Raw genomic sequence first — 19,015 nt, 5'->3', positions numbered from 1 at the left:
CATGTATTATATCTCTGTGTATTTGGTCTAAAACTCTGGGACGGCTTCTTTCTCCCACTTTTCAAGCTGTTTCTTCATTTTCTTGGCTTGATCAACTTCTATATCAATGAGGTTTTTAGATTCGCTTCTATCGTTTTTTATATTGAACAAATCGTGACGACCACTGTGATATTTAACCATTTTCCAATCGCCGTTCATAATGGCGGTATATTGATCTTCATAACTGCGGAAGAAAAATAGATTACGTTCTTTGAATTTCTTGCCTTGTAGTAGGGGCATCAAACTTTTGCCTTGAATATCTTTTGACTTTGATTTTTTACCTGATGCAATTTCTACCAAAGTAGGGAAGACGTCAATTGATTGTACGGGAACGTCACATGAAATGCCGGGCATTGTAACTCCAGGATACTTGATGATAAAAGGAACTCTAGCACCACCTTCACCTAAAGTGTTACCACCTGTTTTTCCACCGGATAATGGTGCATTACTGAAATAACCTCCCTGGTCGGATAACAGAATAACTACGGTATTGTCCGCAATTCCCTTTTCGTCAAGTGCCTTTCTTACTCTGCCTACAGACTCATCCATAGCACTTACCATGGCTGCATACTCGGCATCTTTACCGGTTAGGCCTTCTTTTTTATAACGCTCTACCCAGTCTTTTCTACCTACATGCGGTCCGTGAACATTGTAGTACCAAAGGGATAGCATAAAAGGTTGGTCTTTGTCATATTCGCCTATGAATTTCTCTGCGCCATCAGTTAGAACATCGGTTAGATAAGTGCCTTCTGGCGAATCAGGTAGTGGATTTCCTGTTTTGAAAAAAGGAGCATAATAGTTTCCAGGATGACCGTGGTCACCGGTTCCATATTGCGCATCAAAACCTTGATGTACCGGATGGTATTTTTCACTGCCCAAGTGCCATTTTCCGATGAACATATTGTAATATCCAAATTCCTTTAAGCGTTCGGCATAGGTGACTTCCTCTAAAGGTAGCCAGTTTCTAGAAGGCATTTGAACCGGGTCCGTAGGCCAAAGATTGAATTCCCCTCCTTCTATATTATTTTTAGCAGCCTTTTCTTTACTGTCTATGATATGGCGGGGCATCTGAAAACGAACGGGTTCTTTACCCGTTAGAAGCGAAGCTCTACTAGGGCTACATGTAGGAGTGGCAATATAGGCTCTGTTGAAATTAACCCCGTCTTTTTTAAGTTGATCAATATTGGGGGTATGGAATTTAGGATTCCTAAAACCAACATCGGCCCAACCGTAATCATCTACAAAAAGCAGTACAATATTGGGTTGTTCTTGTGCTATGCCTCTAAAAATACTAATTATGAGCGCTGCTAATATAAAGGTGTTTTTCATTTGATTATAGTCCTTTTTAATTGATCGCGAAAAATGCGGATTCAGGTATTTGGTCTTTTTCAATTGAAGGTCCACTCCACTGTAAATCAAGAGTATTTTCTGTTCCTGCTTTCTTCATGTAGTATATCCTAACAGGATGATAACCTGCTTTTAAAATCATTTTGCCTTCTCTAACCGTGCCAGATTCATAACCATAGTCAGCATCTATTACACTAGCTTCATGAATACGTACAAAAGCATTGCCAGAAGTGGCTAAAGAAAAAGTATAACTACCCTCCGTAGGAATCTTAATAAAACCTTCAAATAGAAAAACATCACCCTGACTTTCTATTTTTTTTAATGTTAGTGTATTTGATTTTCCGTTTGCGATGGGAGTTAAGTTTTCTGCTTTTGGTACCCAGGGAGCACTATTTTTAAAAGCAGTCCATTTTAAGCCGTTAGATAAGTCTTGTATTGAAACTGCCGAAACAGAAGCATTGTCATAAGGTCTTGCTGCTGTACTATTTGGCATACGAACTTTAAGCACGTGTTCTTTCATTTGTGCTTGTAGTGCCTCCATATGCGGTAAAGTAGCAAGGTTTGCCGTTTGATGCGTGTCTTCTATTACATTGTAAAATTCAAAGTCATCATCTGCTCCTTGGATATTGTAACGCAATCCCACAATATCCCCTTCACGAATCATTTGCATTTGTTTTCTTAGTCTTCCACGATTATTGATGGCAAATTCTTCGTATTCGGGAGTATTACCGCTTTGATTGTATTCTACGTAAATAAGGCTTTCCTGTTGTTTGCCTTTGCCAGTTAGGCTAGGTAGAAGTGAAACACCATCACTGTTAACAGGAGCAGGATAGCCAGCTGCTTCAGTAAATGTAGGTAGCCAATCATAAGCTATGCTTGGCGACTCAATGACTTTGCCTGCGGGTATTTTTGTTGGCCAACGTGCTATAAGTGGTGTGCGTTCGCCACCTTCTAAAACATCTCTTTTAATTCCGTCAAACGGACCAAAACTATTGAAAAAGTCGGCTGCATATTCTTCTTTTAAATAGGACTCCATGGAAGGACCATTATCGGAATTAAATATGACAAGCGTGTTTTCGTCAATATTCAAGTCTTTCAATAATTGAAGAACGTCGCCCACTTCATTGTCAATTCGCCTTGTACTGCTGGCGTAACGTTTGTAAACATCCGGCCAAGCAACTTCTGGCGTACTTGAGTCTTCATCATGGTCATAAGTAGCATTGGCATAATCAGGGTGAATGTAAGAATCAACTTCACCTGAAGCTGTGTTAATCATATTTCCTGGTTTTCCAACCCATTGCAATCCGCCATTTAAACCTCCTCCTTCGGGGTAAGCCTGTGTGGCCAGCTCTAAAACGGCATGTGGCGTGTCAAAAGCCAAATACATAAAGAAAGGTTCTTTCTTTTCATTGTCGTGAACCTGTTCTACAATCCATTTTTTGGCAGCGGCCGTCCAAAGATCACCTGTATAACATTTATCTAGACCCGCACTTACCTCGTTCTTATTTTCGTACACTTCTTTTTTGCCTCTGTAAATGCCTTCAACTGGGTAGTGTTCATGACCGTCACGGTGGCGCATGTAACCGTAGTAGTAATCAAAACCTCTATTATTTGGGTGTGCGGGCCAAGAATCTCCATTTTCTGACCATTTATTAGACCCTTGTAAGCCCCATTTACCAATTGCTGCCGTCTTGTATCCTGCGCGCTGCATTACATTTCCAAGGGTGTTATTGTCGGCTAGAGCCTTGTCAAACTGACCATCTCGTACATTGGCATGTCCTTGGCTAACTCCTAAAAGAACTGATGAACGCGAAGGAGCACAAACAGGTGCAGCTGTGTAATGATTGGTAAGCATAACACCTTCTGAGGCCATTTTGTCTAACTGCGGGGTTAAGGCATAAGGTTCACTACGATCGTCTGTTTTTTGTCTTTGATTTTGAAAAAACGCACCAACATCTCCATAGCCTAAATCATCTGTAAGGATATAGATGATATTCGGTTTTTCTTGGGCAAAAGAAGAAAATCCGGTTACAAATAGAATTGCTGTTAATAATCGTGATGCAGCTTTTAAATGTGACATGCTATTAATTTAGGTTTACTGGAATGTTGTATTATCTAAACTTTAGTTTGGGTATGGAGTCATCTTTCTCCAGAATGTTTTCAGCTTTTCCTTTGTATTCATTTTTCTTGAAAACAACATTTTTAGAAGCCTTCACTCGTATAGCGGGGTTTTCAGGATATAACATTGGAAAGGTGCCTGAGTTGGTAATCTTGTTTTCTTCAAACACTAATCCATCAACATTAGAAATTTCCAATATCATGTTGTCAAACTGATTGAATACATTATCAATTATTTGAATATTTTTAAAGGCGATGTTGTTGTTGTCATCATCCGTAACAAAACGAATTACCCCTCTGTTGTGCCCACTATGTTGATTGTCTTGAAACGTATTGTTTCTAATGGTTAAATTGGCGGCATTACCAGACTCAAACCAATGGCTGCTCTCAACCGGTACTAAGATAGCCTCCATTTCAGTACTGAAAAAATTGTTTTCTATCAAGGTTTTCTTGGGGTTGGAAATCAACAGTCCGCGTGCTCTATTGCGACTTATATTACAATTCTGGACTAATAAATCTGGATGGGCCTGTAAATTTTCTATTAAATCACCCACTTTTAAATTCTCGGGAAGCGGTTCATTAAAAGTGATGATTTGATATCTACCATTTATTTCTTTTATATTCTTAAGGGTCAGATGGTCGTATGCAAAAAATGAGTCTGCCAAACGAACCAAGCCAATAGTGTCATTCACTTTTCCAATAGTAAAACCCTGTTGCTGCGCGTGGCCAATGCGCACCCCAATACTATTTTCACCTAGAATGTCAATTATCTCTTGGTAAGTGCCATGTACGTTGGTGGCATCATCCAATTGATTGTTAAACGTACAGTTTTTTAATACCACTTTACCACGGCAACCTACAAAATGGGTAGCATCCGCAGAGGTAGATACCATTCTGCCATTTGAAGGTTTTACGTGAAAACCATCTAAGATAAGATCAGAGGAGTTCTCTGCAATCAGGCCCATACCACCCGCATGGTGTACTGTTACATTATTAATATTGAAACTATCAGTCCCCGTAACACGGAATGCAGGTGCCAGCCTATTTAGGCTTTGGTCTCCTTTACAAACCATAATCATGCCTACTGGAGGTAGTTTTTTCTTGTGATTGTATATGCGAAGGGTGCCGGGTTTTAGTTCCTCAACTCTTAAATTGTTTTCTTTACCTCTAACTTTTTCTACTTTGGAGCGTGGGTCTACTTTGTATTTGTATTCTATTTTATCAAAGTTGTGCTGTACTTTGGAGTTCCTAATAGTGGTAATGGAAGTATAAGCTTCGGTATTAAAAGCAATTGCTTTTCGTTCAGGGTCGTAAAGAATGGATTGCCCAAGGTCGTGCTCATAGTATTCTTTTAGAAAGATGAGTTGTTCATTCCTGATCTCATACGGATACTCGTCCGAAAAATGGATGTCAAAAGTGTTGTTTTTTTCATCGTTGGCTACGATAGTGCCCTCGCTATGAAAAGACATAGCCCAATCTACAGTAACATTCTGGATTGTAATGTTTTCAGAACCTTCTATTAAGAAAGGAATCATTCTGCCATGGTAAATAAAGGTAGAACCTTGGCCGTCTATAACCAGGTTTTTAAAGCCAATAAGGGGCAGTGCCGTTTTTGCCATAACATCATCATGGTTAGAAATACGAGTGAAACGTTCGTATGCCTTATCCGGATAAAAGTGATAGGTGCCTTTCTCAAACTTTATTTCAGAAATAGGATTTTTATCGGCTGTCATTATTCGCGCTAGAACTGCAGGAGTAGCATCTTCTGAAATAGAAGTTGTAAAAAGCACTTGCTCGCCATTGTTTTGCTGGGCGTAACTAGTTGTTGAAATAATGGCTAAAATAAGAACGGACCAATTGGCTATAATTTTTCGCATAGTTTTCTAATAGTTTGACGAGGTCATTTTATAAGAGCCAATTTATAGGTTCATTGAAGTTTTTTTGTCGTCAAGGGTAAATATTATGTCTGCGGCTATTCAAACCACGCATTTGTGGGGCTTAAAGCCCAAAACAGTTAACTAATAGAGAATAAAGGATTTACTGTTTTTTAATTTTGGCAAACCCTTTATTACGTTTGTATTTTACCTTTTCAGTAGATATTCCTTCTAATTTAAGAACTTTATCTGCATTCCCTTTATAGGTGTTATTTGAAACCTCTACGTTGATACAATTTTTAAAATCGAATTGATATCCATCAGGATGTAATGAAGAAGCCGTGGTGGTCTGTTCAATTACGTTACCGGAAATGGTAAGTCCGTCAACACGGTCTGCCCAAACAATACGGTTGTCAAAAGTTTTAATGTTGTTATTGATAAACCTGATGTTACCGTCGTAAATTTCAGTTTGGTCAAAATCTTTACCGAGACGAGGTGTGATGTTTAAAATGGCATGTTCCATTCCGCTGTAAGCGCAATATTCAAAATTATTATTCTGTATCAATACATCTTCAACCGCTCCGGATTCAAACCAAAAATAAGTTTCTCCCCTAAAGAAAATAGAAGACATCATAGATGAAAACTCGTTGTTCTCTATGATGGTCTTCAATGGTGTTTTTAGCACAATATTTCGTGCCCTATGGTCTTTTATACTGCAACCACGCATAGTGAAGGTAGGGTTCCAGGTTTTGTTTTCTAAAATATCACCACGAGCTAGATTATCAGGAAGTTCATTTTTAAAAGTGATATCAGAGTATTTGTCGTTAACAATAGAAACATGGTCTACCACGTTTTCAGAAGCTCTTTTTGGGCTTGGCTGTTGAATGAACCATACTTCATCACCAGAGGCTGCAAACTCAAACCCCATTTGTTCAAAATGCTGCAAAGCTACACGTACCGTGCGTTCATCCAAAACTTTATTGACCACCACATAGGTTCCATGTACGTTGGTGCCATCATCCAGCATATGCTTAAAAGTAGAATCTTCTATTAAGATATCACCTTTACAATTCGCAAAATGGGTAGCATCTGCAATAGTAGAAACTACGCGGTCTGAACCTTTACGTACGTAAATACCGCAATTGTGAATGGTAATATTATCGGTTCGTTCAAATAAAAAGCCCATTCCCAAAGCATGGTGAATGGTGATATCTTCTAAATGGATGTTTTTGGAAGAGGTAATTTGAAAAGCGGGAGCATAACGGTTATGGTCATGGTCTCCTTTGGAGTTTAAAATAGAACCCACTGGCGGATACTGTTTTAAATGTTCATGAAAACGAAGTACGCCATCAGGTCTTTCTTCCACCCAACGCGGTCTGCTGCCCATATCCCAGGCACCATGGGCAACACGTTTGTGCTCAGCGTTAAATGCCAGCGTACTACCCAACTCCGGAAACGAGAAGCCATCTACATTAGGGAAGAAAATACGGTCTTTTTTAAGCTCCCAAGAAAATCCATCAGTAAAGGGTTTGACGTCTCTCCATCCTTCATTTTTATCTACGGCAAGCACTTCGCCTTGAAAAAGAAAAGGAATGTCCCAGTCCATTTTCAGGTTTTTGACTGTAAGTTGATTGCAGTTTCGAATCTGAAAAGGAGCTACTTGTCCGTGAAAAATGAATACGGAGCCATTACCTTCTATGGTTACAGAATCAAAATTTTCCAGTAAAAAAATGATATTTTTTAATCCGTTACCATGGTTCGTGATAAAGGAGTATCGTTGCGTAGCATAGTCGGGTAAAAATTTATAGGTACCTTTTTCAAAAACTAGAGTTAGATTCTTATCAGTGCTGTTTTTCAAAGCTTCACGGACTAGAGGCGTCATATCCTCGGCTTCCGGTTTGAAATGAATGGTCTGCTGTGCCGAAAGAAATTGAGCTCCAAAACAGAAAATCGCACACAGGTAAAGTGCTTTAAAAGATTTAAAATAATCCATTTTTAGTTTTTAGAGGTTTACGCCAGTGCCTTGTAAAGAGTTATCGTGGTCCCAAGTAATGAGCCAAGGGTCTTTGGTTTTTAATTGAAAATCTTTCATTTTGTTTTTTAGAGCTTCTAAAACCTCTGCATAGTTTTTATCATTTGCTAAATTTTCACTCTCGTCCGGGTCATTAGATAGGTCGAATAACTCAAATTCAGGTCTAAAGAGATAGTCTTTAACCTTACGTTTGCCAAAGAATTCTTTATCACTTCGGTATACCTCCTGCCAAGTAGATGCAGCCCAAAGATCTGATGCAAAAGGATATTCTTGGCGCCATGCAATGTTTCTGATCAGTTTATAATTTTTATCCCTTACAACTCGCATAGGATAGTACATTGTAATTTCATGAAAGGTATGAGAAGCATACATCTCATCCCAACCCTTGGGGTTTTCTTTGGAGAGTATGTTTTTGAACGATTTCCCATGAAAATCGTTGGAATCGTAGGTAACGTCTGCCATATCCAAAATCGTTGGCGTAAGGTCTGTCCATGATATTAGGGCATTGTTTACCGAGCCACCTTTGATGTTGGCCAAGGGGTCTTTTATAATACAGGGTAATTTAATGCCTGGTTCATAAACAGTAGTTTTAGCACCTGGGAAAGCCATTCCGTTGTCCGAAATATAGATAACTACAGTGTTTTTGTCTTTTCCTGTTTCCTTGAGCATCTTCATGAGTTTGCCAAAACCTTGATCTATTCTTGAGACGCTCTGGTAGTATTGAGCAATTTCTTCGCGGCTCTCTTGACTGTCAGGAAGGAAACTAGGTACAACCACATCTTTTGGGTCGTATGTAATAGTTTCTACATCTTCATATCCTTCTTCTTTGTTACCGAAACTGTTTGGGGTATTCCATGGGTCAGATTCAAAAGGAGCACCACGGTGTGGATCATCCGTACAGAAATAGAGAAAGAAAGGTTTGTCAGAATTGAGAACATCTTCACACTGCTCCGCCATTTCTACGGTATTTCGTGGATCAGCTTCCAAAACCTTTTGAAAATGATATACCGATTCCGGTGCTACGTGGTATTTACCTATTCGAGCGGTTTCATAACCTGAATTTTCAAGAAGGACGGGTAAAGATTTTATATTGTCGTAACTGCTAAAATGATGGTAGTCGTGAACATGCCCATAAGAACCCGTAGCATGACCATAAAGTCCAGTGAGTATAACGGACCTACTTGCGGCACAACTAGCACTGGTACAATAGGCATTATTAAAACGAACGCCTTCGGCAGCCAATTGATCTAGGTTAGGGGTTTTGATTACTTTGTTGCCATAGGCTCCAATGGCATCGGTGCCATGGTCATCAGAAACAAAAAGAATGATGTTTGGGGAGTTGTTAGGTTTATCAATTGATTCCGTAGGCTGTTCTTTCGTTCCGCAATTAAAAAATAATAGAGCGGATAAGGTCAGTGTTAGTATAGGTAATTTGCTAATGTATGTTTTCATCTATTTAAAAATGATTTTGTTTATACAATTCAAAGAAAGCCAAAATTGCAAGAACTTTTGTTTCTGTCAGTACAAGAAATGTCGTTGCAAATAAATGCAACTTAGGAAGACATTCTATAAACCTCAGCGTCTATAGAATTGAAGACTATCATTATTGTTGCTAATAATCAAAAGCTGCCCATACTTCTTGCTCATAAGGGTCTTGATATGCCTTACCTGTTTATCCAATAGTAAACCAGATTTGGAAATGGGTGTTTCTTCAAAACGATCTCTCCCCTTATTTTTTAAAAGTGTACCATGTCCGGCATCATATCTTCCTAATTCCGTATTAGTGTCATAAAAATTTTCTCCTAGTAACAGGTCTAATTTTCCGTCTTCGTCAAAATCTTGTTTGTAAATTGAATTTACAGTAGAGAATTGTGCTTCTGTAGGTAGGGGTATAAGTTTGAATGTCTTGTTTCCAAGATTTTCTATGAAACAGCTTCTAAATTCATACGCTTTTAGGGTTTTTGCGTTTTGTAATTCCTCTGCTGTAAAAATATCCTTGAAGTCCGCTTGGGCAAAAGCACTGTAGGTGGTGAATTTTTTACGCAGGTATACCATTTGTTTTTCTAAAAGGCTTTTTGAAGAGAAAACATGTTCTTTCCCATTTACAAAATGAGTGGTAACCCCTTCTGGCCATCCGTTTTTATCAAAATCGGCATAATACATTTGTACGGGCTCTTTCTGTGTTGCCCTTAATTTTGAGTTCAACCCAAGATTCCCTGCAACCAAATCAATGTCTCCATCATTATCAAAATCTCCATATTCTATTGTGTTCCACCAGCCGTTTGAGAATTGTAATTTATTTCCCTCCGGATTGGCTTCGCTAAGGCTTCCGTTTGAATTGTAAAATACCTTAATAGGCATCCATTCGCCTACCAAAACAAGGTCTTGCCAATCATCTCCATCCAAATCCACCCATTTGGCAGAAGTGACCATTCCGCATTTATCAAAATACTTTTTCGACTCAACATCTACCGAAAAATTTCCTTTCCCATCATTTTTAAGCAAATAAGAGTTAGGTGATGAGCCATATTTTCCGGGAACGGAGCGTGATGAAATAAAAATATCCTTATCGCCGTCTTTATCAAAATCAGCAATTGCTAAATCAGAGACGGTGGTATAGATTTTTGGGAAATTGCCCTGTTTTGTAAAGTTGCCTCTTCCGTTGTTTATGTAAAGGCGAGTGAGGCTTTTAGGGTCTGGCTTAATTTCTTGGTTACTACCGCTACCAACAAGAATGTCCAAATACCCATCACCGTTAAAGTCCACTAGTTCTGAAGCGGTATCTTCTGAAGGCGCATCAGTTTGAAGTGCGGTTGATTTGGTGAATTTACCATTGGATTGTTGGAAGTATATCTCAGCAGCTTGGTTTTGAGCTCCACCAACGAAGAAATCATCTAAACCGTCATTGTTGAGGTCTCCAATAGCAATGGGTGGTCCCCAAGTGGAGTTCATATGGGGTGTTAGATGTTCTCTGTTGAATTCGTAAAAACGATTCTCATTGTGTTTGTAATCAATACCCAACTCGTTACTTTCCAAAGCTGTGAATAAAGTTTTTGTACTGGTGCTTTCAGATTTTTGAAGTGATGAATTCTTTTGTAAAATGGTTAATTCTTGACCAGCACTTACCTCAGTTAAAATTGTTTCTTCGCCATTTGGCCATTTTACTTGAATCGTATCTATTATTTCATTTTTTGGAACTCCGTAATTGAGATAAGGTGCAGATGAGGATAGATATCCACGGACGTTCAATAATTCTTGGTATTTTTTATTGCCCTTTCGGGTAACCGTAACTTTCGATCCCAAACCATATTTGTTACTAGACTTACCCTTCAACTTAATCCGTAAATAACTGTTCAGCGAGTCGCTTTCAAGGCTTGTATTTTTAAGAATGGATGCTTCTGCATTAAGATTATTAACAACAAGGTCTAAATCACCATCATTATCTAAATCTGTATATGCTGCACCGTTGGAGAAACCTTTTTTAGAACCGCCCCATGCTGTAGATGTATTGGTAAAGCTGAGGTCATTGTTATTTTTAAAAAAGAAATTCTGTAATGGGTAGCTAGGCATCTTATCTGTTAAGGCTTCGCTAAAATCATAATTGCCCGAACGTAGTTGATTTTGAACTTCTTCTCCCGAAAGGAACTGCATATAGTCCATATCATTACTTCGCCTGTAGATTCCATTTGTGATGAACAAATCTTTTTGGCCATCCATATCAAAATCATTTGCTAATACGGACCAGCTCCAATCGGTTGCCTCAATGCCTGCTAATCGTGCAATTTCACTAAAATGCTTCCCATCTCTATTGAGCTGAAAAGTATTGTGTGCATATTGGTGTTGGTACCCAAAAGACAGTTTGTAGTTAAAAATAGCATACGAGTCTTCCCCATGAGAGGCTTTCAAAATTTCAGGTTCATAGGCCTGCATATCCAAAGACAAGATATCCGGCAGGCCATCATTGTTTATATCGGCAATATCATTGCCCATAGAAAACCGACTTGTGTGTTTTATACGAGATTCTAAATCTTCTGTAAATGTGCCATCCCCGTTATTGATGTAGAGGTAATCGTCCTCGTAGAAGTCATTACCAATATAAATGTCAGGATAACCATCTTTGTTGACATCGGCAGTGTTAATGCCCAGACCAAAACCGAGCGTACTGCTGTAAATTCCCGATTCTTTGGTTACGTCGGTGAATTTTTTGCCATCATTTCTAAATAACTTATCGCCATAGGGACTAGAAATCAAACGCTTTTCCGAACGTGGAAGTACACCATCGTTAAAATTGGAATGTGTCATAATGTAAGCGTCAAGATCACCATCTAAATCATAATCAAAAAATGCAGTCTGGGTGGTTGCGCCTTTGACCGTTAGCCCCATTTCATTTGCACTCTCCTTGAATTTTGGAGAACCGTTCTTATCATTTCCTAGGTTGATAAAAAGTAAATTGTGGCCATTGTTTCCTAGCATATCACCAATCTGACTGACATATATGTCTAACTTTCCATCACCATTTACATCAGCAAAAGTAACACCAGTATACCATGAATTGGTATTGCCGGCTGTTTTAGTTTGTTCCGTAACATCTATAAACTTAAAATTGCCTTGGTTGAGGTAGAGTTTATTCGAAACTTGGTTACCCGTAAAGTAAAGGTCGTCTAGCCCATCACCATTTAAGTCTCCCGCCGAAACGCCACCACCATTGTAAAAGTACATGTACGAAAATAGGTTGAACCTCTTTGTTTCCTCAATAGTATTGGCAAAGCTTACCCCTGTTGTTTTATTTGATAGTTCTTTAAAAAGTGTTTTTTGAGCTGATTGCTCCTTAGCATCTTTCTTTTCTTGACAAGATGTAGCGAATAACATGAACAAGATCAACGCCTTTGATGTCATCGATAAAAATGAAAAACTACGTTCAAAAGAAAGTTTTGGCATATGTTGGGTTTATAGGGAAGCTATATTTATCGTTTTACGGAATACCCTTGTTCGCGATAGGTTTCTAGAATTTTGGACATTTCGGATATTACATCCGGATGCTCATCAAAAATATTATTTTTTTGCTCGGCATCTTTGTTCATATTAAAAAGTAGAGCAGACGTGTTGAAATCTTCGTATCCTTTTAACTTCTTAAAAGAGTTTGGCATTTTGGAGTGTTCGCCAGAGGGTTTGTTAATGTATAGCCATTTTCCTTTTCGTAGACCCCAAATACCTTCATATGTGTTATGGACTGTAGCTTCGCGTAATGGTTTTCTGTATTTTTCACCCTTTATCAACGGTAGCAGGTTGTAACTGTCAGGAGCCGCATTTTCTGGAATAGAAGTTTTTGTTATTTCTGCTAGGGTAGCCATAATATCTACTTGGGAAATAACTTCTTCCGAAACCGCACCCGCTTTAATATTGCCAGGCCATTTGATAATGAACGGTACATGATGACCGCCTTCCCAAACATCACGTTTTAGGCCTCTGAAATTTCCCATGCTAAAATGGTCATACTTTTCAGCACGTTCAAAAGCATATCTTTCAGGACCATTGTCCGAGGTAAAGATTACTATAGTATTCTCTTCAAATCCATTTGTTTTTAAAGCTTCTAATACCTGTCCGGCTACCCAATCTGTTTGTACCATAAAATCACCATAACCTCCAGCTTGTGAAGTTCCATCAAACTCATCATTAGGTATAATCGGTGCGTGCGGCGAAGGAAGTGCCAAATACAGAAAAAAAGGCTTCTCTTTATTTTGTTTGCCAATCCATGCTGTTGTTTTTTTAGTCAATGTTGGTAATACAGTATACGGGTCCCAGCCTTCTACTTTTGGTCCTGGACGTGAATCCCAGTCTGCTTCTTTTACGTCTCTTTCAAATTCGTTGAATTCAAAAAAATCATTTGGTGCCGTAACAAATTTATCATTCTCTACCCAAGCATAGGGTGGAAAATTAATGGTTCCATCCCCAAAATAATAATCGAAACCTCTGTCTAGCGGTCCTCCTGTTAATGGTGCTTTCCAATCAATGTCTTCAACTAAATAGACTTTATGCGTTTTATTCCAATATGTTCTTTCTCCGGAAGGTTCATCGTTTATAAAACTCCAGTTCCACCCTAAGTGCCATTTTCCTATAGCTGCTGTTGTATAACCGTTATCTTTTAAAATTTCTGGAAGTGTGATATCCGATTCATTAAAGAATGGAGCCCCAAAAGAATTTACAATACCTTGCTGTCTACGCCAATGATAAGTACCAGTAAGTAGGGCATATCTACTAGGTGAACAGATTCCCGAAGAACTATGGGCATCTGTAAAGCGCATGCCCTCGGAAGCTAATTGGTTAAGGTGAGGAGTAGGGATTTTAGAATTTTCATTTTGACACTGTAAATCGCCGTATCCCATGTCATCGGCGTAAATAATGACAATATTTGGCTTTTGTGCATACGATTGCGTAATAACGGTAAGCACGAAGAGTGCGGTAAGCATTCTTAGCTTTTTATTGAAAATTCTCATATTTTGACTATCAAAGGGAAATTGAAAATACTATTTATTAATTGTAAAGACATAAAAAAGCCAGAAGACCATATGGTCTTCTGGCTAAAAAAAACTAACTCAACATTTTCAACAAAAACAGATGTGTTAATGTTCTCATGTTTTTAATGTAATTAGTAATCGGGATTTTGTTCTAAAGCAGTATTCTTATCTATAGCGCTTTGTGGTAATGGCCATTTGTAATGCTTAGGTAAAAACACTCTATTGGCATCTACATGCGCATCATAAAAACCATTTAACACTTCTTCTGCTATACCCCAACGTTTCAGGTCAAAGTATCGTAAGCCTTCAAAACCAAATTCGTATCTACGTTCGTTACGAACAGCTTCACGAAGTTCGCCTTGGTCTGTAGTTGTAATTGCTGGGTACGAACCGGTGTCACCTACAGCCACACCGTAAGCCCTGGCTCTTACTTGATTTATAGCATCTAATACCGACGTATCAATACTTCCGGATTCTATCTTGCCTTCTGCATACATTAAAAGTACATCTGCATAACGGATGTGAATATAATCGGTACCTTCGGTAAAGTTCTGTACGAAAGAGGCTCTTGTGGCTGGGCTGATCCATTTTAATAATCCAAAACCTGATAGTGTTTTTTGCTCAATTTCTGGGTTCCACTCGCCCTCAAGTACAATTTTACTAAGCCTTGGGTCTCGATTTTCTAATGGATTGGTTTCATCGTATAGAGGAGATTCGTCTATTGGTAAACCATCGGTGGCTTCAAAAGAATTCACAAAATCTTCTGTTGGTTTAAGGGTCCCCCAAAAACCGATCATGATTTCACTACCTCTATCTTGAAACTCTCCCGGAGCACTTGAATATTTTGTAGAGAAAATGATTTCTGGATTATCTACTTGTCCTCCATCAATAAAAAGGTCTTCATAGTTTGGTGACAACGCAAAGCTTCCTCCATCTATAACTGCTTTAGCCGCTTCTGCCGCTTCTGTATATTTACCTTGGTAAAGGTAGGTCCGTGCCAATAATGCATTGGCAGATCCTTTTACAACATAACCATCGCCATATGGAGCTTCTGAAAGATTTGCAACTCCAAACTGTAAATCTTCTTCAATTTGAGCGAAAATATCTGCTTCAGGGCTTTTAGCTAAATCCTGATTTTCTAAGGTAGTGGGTTCTATCCTAAGAGGAACTTCTCCGTATGTAGTCACTAGATTATAATAGAAAAAAGCACGCAGAGTTCTAACCTGACCTTTCCAATCATTTAGCTTATCAGCCTCAATATTTTCCACTTGTTCTATATTGGCCAAAAAGAAATTACAGGTCTGTATTCCTTTATAACATACACTATACAATTGGGCTATTGCACCATTTGTACCACCTGATGTTGGAGTGGCCGTACCATCAATAAGTTCTCTAAAGCCATAGTTAAATGTCTGGTAAGAATCGTCGGTTAGGGCATCCCAGTTTGGTTTAATGGTTGGAGGCCATCCACCATCGGCGCGAATAGCCAACATGTTCTGTTGTAAATTACTGTATACACCGGTTAATGCTAGTTCCGCATCTGCTTCGGTCTGCCAAAAAGAATCGGAAGAGAGTTGAGAAGTAGGCTGCTTGTCTAAAAAGTCGTCCTCGCACGAACTTATCGAAATCCCCAGAAAGGATAGTGCGAATAATATGATTGTCTTTTTCATTATATATTATTTTTTGATTGACTAAAATGTCATGTTTACACCTAGTGTTAATGTCTTTCTAAATGGGTAGGCATCTACACCATTTGCTTCTGGATCTACATCAATTGGATAATCTTTTTGAAAAGTAAGGTAGTTTTCCGCAGCGAAATAGAATCTTAACTTGTTGAACGGTGTTTTGTCCAATACTTCTGTAGATAACGAATACCCCAAAGTAACATTCCTAAGCCTTAAATAGGAGGTATCCCATAACCAGAAAGAGTTGTTATATACGGTAGATCTACGTGTTTCGGCAGTTTCGTAATATACGGCAGGTAATCTAGAGTTTCTATTATCAGGAGTCCATGCTTCCGTTAACCAAGCAACATCGGTACCTCCATCTTGTCTAAAGGGGTCACGGGCAATGTAGTTTTTGGTTCCTTCAACGCCTTCCCAGAACATTCTAAAATCGAGATTCTTGTAATTTACGGAAAGGTTAAGTCCGTATACAAAAGCAGGGTACCTGCCATCTATGTGAATACGGTCATCTCCATCAATAACACCATCATTGTTTTGATCTTTTAATTTAATAAAACCTACTTTTCCAGGTTGTGGCTGAACCGCAGAATTTGCTATTTCATTTTCATCTTGGAAATAACCATCGGATTCCCACATATACCAATCCTCAAAGGCATAACCCTCTTCGTTTATATTTCGGGCCTGTATTTCCTGATCTCCAAAAGTTTTTAGACGGTTTTTAAACCAAGATACGTTTCCGTTTATGCTATAACGCAAATCTTCATTTATGTTATTGTCGTGGCCTATAACGATATCCCAACCTTTGTTGGTCATTGCGCCCTGATTAACGACAGGAGCATCCAGTCCACTACTTTCATCAACTTGTAATTGTCTTAAGATGTCTACCGTTTCCTTTATATAGTAATCCACGGAGCCATAAAGTTTTCGGTTGAAGAGGCTGAAATCTGCACCAAAATCCGTTACCGTAGTAGTTTCCCAAGTGATATCTGAATCTACTAGGCTTCTAAGACCTACACCGGCAAGAACACTGGTGCCAAAAGGATATCCAAATTGGTCAAACGATAGTGTTGATTGATAAGGGTAGATACCTGAGTTTAACTCATCATCCGCAACGTTCAAACCAATATTCTGGTTACCTAGTTGTCCCCATGAACCTCTAAGTTTAAGTTCGCTTACGGCTTCTATATTTTCAAAGAAACTCTCCTTGTCCAATCTCCAACCGGCAGAGACCGAAGGAAAAACCCCAAGTCTGTTTCCTTTTGCAAAACGAGAGCTGATATCTCCCCTTATATTCGCTTCAATGAGGTATTTTTCTTTATAGTTGTAATTGGCTCTACCGAAGAAACTCTGAATAGCCCAGCTTTCGGAAAAGCCTGTTGTAAACTGATTTTCTGAATTTACACCTTCTAAATCTGTAATGTTGCGGTTTGGGATACCGGTTCTCTGCGATCGCGTAAAACTTCGGTCAAAACCTTCTTGACTATACCCACCCAATACTTTAAAGTCATGATCGCCAACTAATTTTGAGTAAGTAAGGGTAGAGAAGAGCGTAGTTTGCTTACTCCATACGTTATCTACGGTCAATTGAGACTGGTCACGCGTAGTTCTAAGGTATTCACCGGTTCTATAGTTGTATTCATCATATTGAATACGTTGGTTTTTGTAATAATCGTAATCAAACTTATAAGCTCCTTTTGTACTCCAAACCAAATCATCTGAAAGCTTAACGTCAAAAAACAGGTTCCCGTTAAAGTTATATTGGTTTAAAACTTCACCGTCCTGAACCTCAAGTTCTGCAATAGGGTTGTTTCTGGTAAAACCTTCATCAAAACCTGGGAATTCTGTGTCTGTGCCAGAGAACGCTTTTCCGGAATAATTTCCTGTACCATCTAAGGTATATACACCCCAAGTTGGTCTAACTCTAAATAAATTGAATAAGCCAGATTCTGTGCCTGCTTGTTGAGGTCCACTTGTTTTAGAAGCTACGCCAGATACTGTACCACCTACAGTAAGCTTTTCTCCTATATCCGACTTCACGCTCATAAAGAAGTTGTTTTTCTTAAATCCTGAAGAACGGATGATACCAGGTTGATCCCAGTTACCTACGGAAATATTGTAGCTAGTACCTTCTATGGCACCACTAGCTGTAACCACATGGCGTTGAACAATTGGGGTTCTAGACGCTTCATCAAACCAATCTGTATTTGGATAAGCAGGGTTGCCCTGGTTATTTCTATAAGCATCGATTACTTCTTGCGGATACGGATTTGCCGAGGCACCAGGCGTGTTTATCAACGCTTGGTTCATCAATGTCATGTAATCGGCAGAATTCGAAATCATTTGAGGAACCTTGGTAAACGTTTCTGTGGATACGCTACCATTATATTCAATTTTAAAAACGTTGTTTCCTCCGCTTTTAGTCGTTACTAGAATAACACCATTTGCTGCTCTGGAACCATAAATAGCTGCAGAAGAAGCATCTTTTAAAACAGAAATAGAACTAATGACCGATGGGTCTAAATCCTGTAGGTTACCTTCAACCCCATCAATTAGTACTAAGGGTGAGTTATTACTACCAAAAGAGTTGAGTCCACGAATGTTAATGTTCAAACCTTCATTACCTGGGGCACCACTGTTTTGAGAAATCTGTAGACCTGCCGCTTGACCCTGAAGTGCTTGAAACGCATTCTGTACGTTTCTGTCTTCTAGAGCTTCTTCATCTACTGCGGCTACCGAACCGGTAAGGTTTACTCTTTTTTGTTGACCGTAACCTACAACGACTACTTCTTCTAGTTTACTTGCGTCTTCTGCAAGGGCAACATCAATAGTAGCTTGACCGTTTACCGGTATTTCTTGTGTTGAAAAACCGATGTAACTAAATACTAAAGTGGCATCGCTAGAAGCCGAGATGGAATAGTTTCCATCAAAATCTGTCTGCGTACCTGTTGTTGTTCCTTTTACTAAAACGTTTGCACCTGGCAAAGGCATTCCAGTATCATCCGAAACAGTACCGGTAATGGTACCGTCTTGGGCATGTATTTGCATTGTTGCTAGAAAGAGCCCTAAAAAGGATAATCCCAGCCGCAGTAATAAGGGTTTTTTGATTGATTGTTTTTTGTGTTTCATAAGTTCATTTGAGAGTTTTGAGTTAATAAAGCGAATATAGTTTTAGAGATATTTAAGGTGTACAACAATTGGTTTCAAATGTATAACAAATGATCACTTAAATATGAGTCCAACCCTGTTTTTTATTAGGGTTTAGGTATTTTTTATCATAGCATATCATATAACGAACATGTTAATTAACATGTATGAAAATGTGGCTATAGTAAGACAAAATCAGTCTCGGTGTAAGTGAAGACTTTGTAAATTATTGGGTTTAAGTCCTATTCGATTCCTATAATC

The 19,015-nt window shown here is 38.8% G+C and carries 9 protein-coding genes; all 9 read right to left on the bottom strand.

Translation table 11 applies throughout. The features are described from left to right. Positions 1-27: 27 nt before the first annotated feature. A complete protein-coding gene (locus tag KO521_RS13895) occupies positions 28-1,368 on the bottom strand; it encodes a sulfatase (RefSeq protein ID WP_215940489.1) in 1,341 nt (446 codons plus the stop codon). A gap of 16 nt (positions 1,369-1,384) precedes the next feature. Continuing rightward, positions 1,385-3,466, bottom strand: a complete 2,082-nt coding sequence (locus KO521_RS13890) for a sulfatase-like hydrolase/transferase (RefSeq protein WP_215940488.1) — start codon at positions 3,464-3,466, stop codon at positions 1,385-1,387. A gap of 31 nt (positions 3,467-3,497) precedes the next feature. Next, on the bottom strand, positions 3,498-5,381 hold the full coding sequence (locus tag KO521_RS13885; RefSeq protein WP_252730069.1) for an alpha-1,3-galactosidase-related protein: 1,884 nt from the start codon (positions 5,379-5,381) through the stop codon (positions 3,498-3,500). A gap of 160 nt (positions 5,382-5,541) precedes the next feature. Then, the gene (locus KO521_RS13880; protein ID WP_215940487.1) at positions 5,542-7,371 is read right to left on the bottom strand and encodes a right-handed parallel beta-helix repeat-containing protein; all 1,830 of its coding nucleotides are present in this window, start codon (positions 7,369-7,371) and stop codon (positions 5,542-5,544) included. A 9-nt stretch (positions 7,372-7,380) separates the two neighbouring features. Continuing rightward, complete coding sequence (locus KO521_RS13875; protein ID WP_215940486.1) at positions 7,381-8,862, bottom strand: sulfatase family protein; 1,482 nt, start codon at positions 8,860-8,862, stop codon at positions 7,381-7,383. Positions 8,863-8,985: 123 nt separating this feature from the next. Further along, positions 8,986-12,348 (bottom strand): VCBS repeat-containing protein, encoded by a 3,363-nt coding sequence (locus KO521_RS13870; RefSeq protein ID WP_215940485.1) that lies wholly within the window; start codon positions 12,346-12,348, stop codon positions 8,986-8,988. Positions 12,349-12,374: 26 nt separating this feature from the next. Then, positions 12,375-13,904, bottom strand: coding sequence for a sulfatase family protein (locus KO521_RS13865; protein WP_215940484.1), 1,530 nt, complete (start codon positions 13,902-13,904; stop codon positions 12,375-12,377). 152 nt (positions 13,905-14,056) lie between these two features. After that, positions 14,057-15,595, bottom strand: coding sequence for a RagB/SusD family nutrient uptake outer membrane protein (locus KO521_RS13860; protein ID WP_215940483.1), 1,539 nt, complete (start codon positions 15,593-15,595; stop codon positions 14,057-14,059). 21 nt (positions 15,596-15,616) lie between these two features. Then, the gene (locus tag KO521_RS13855) at positions 15,617-18,736 is read right to left on the bottom strand and encodes a SusC/RagA family TonB-linked outer membrane protein (RefSeq protein WP_215940482.1); all 3,120 of its coding nucleotides are present in this window, start codon (positions 18,734-18,736) and stop codon (positions 15,617-15,619) included. Positions 18,737-19,015: the final 279 nt, after the last annotated feature.

Source organism: Zobellia uliginosa (assembly GCF_018860745.1).
GTDB lineage: Bacteria > Bacteroidota > Bacteroidia > Flavobacteriales > Flavobacteriaceae > Zobellia > Zobellia uliginosa_B.
Note: the sequence above shows the minus strand (reverse complement) of the source record. Positions and strands in the feature narration are given on the sequence as shown.

Coding starts and splice junctions, on each gene's coding strand:
- KO521_RS13895 (WP_215940489.1), bottom strand. CDS start 1,368: ATGAAAAACACCTTTATATTAGCAGCGCTCATAATTAGTATTTTTAGA.
- KO521_RS13865 (WP_215940484.1), bottom strand. CDS start 13,904: ATGAGAATTTTCAATAAAAAGCTAAGAATGCTTACCGCACTCTTCGTG.
- KO521_RS13890 (WP_215940488.1), bottom strand. CDS start 3,466: ATGTCACATTTAAAAGCTGCATCACGATTATTAACAGCAATTCTATTT.
- KO521_RS13860 (WP_215940483.1), bottom strand. CDS start 15,595: ATGAAAAAGACAATCATATTATTCGCACTATCCTTTCTGGGGATTTCG.
- KO521_RS13855 (WP_215940482.1), bottom strand. CDS start 18,736: ATGAAACACAAAAAACAATCAATCAAAAAACCCTTATTACTGCGGCTG.
- KO521_RS13885 (WP_252730069.1), bottom strand. CDS start 5,381: ATGCGAAAAATTATAGCCAATTGGTCCGTTCTTATTTTAGCCATTATT.
- KO521_RS13880 (WP_215940487.1), bottom strand. CDS start 7,371: ATGGATTATTTTAAATCTTTTAAAGCACTTTACCTGTGTGCGATTTTC.
- KO521_RS13875 (WP_215940486.1), bottom strand. CDS start 8,862: ATGAAAACATACATTAGCAAATTACCTATACTAACACTGACCTTATCC.
- KO521_RS13870 (WP_215940485.1), bottom strand. CDS start 12,348: ATGCCAAAACTTTCTTTTGAACGTAGTTTTTCATTTTTATCGATGACA.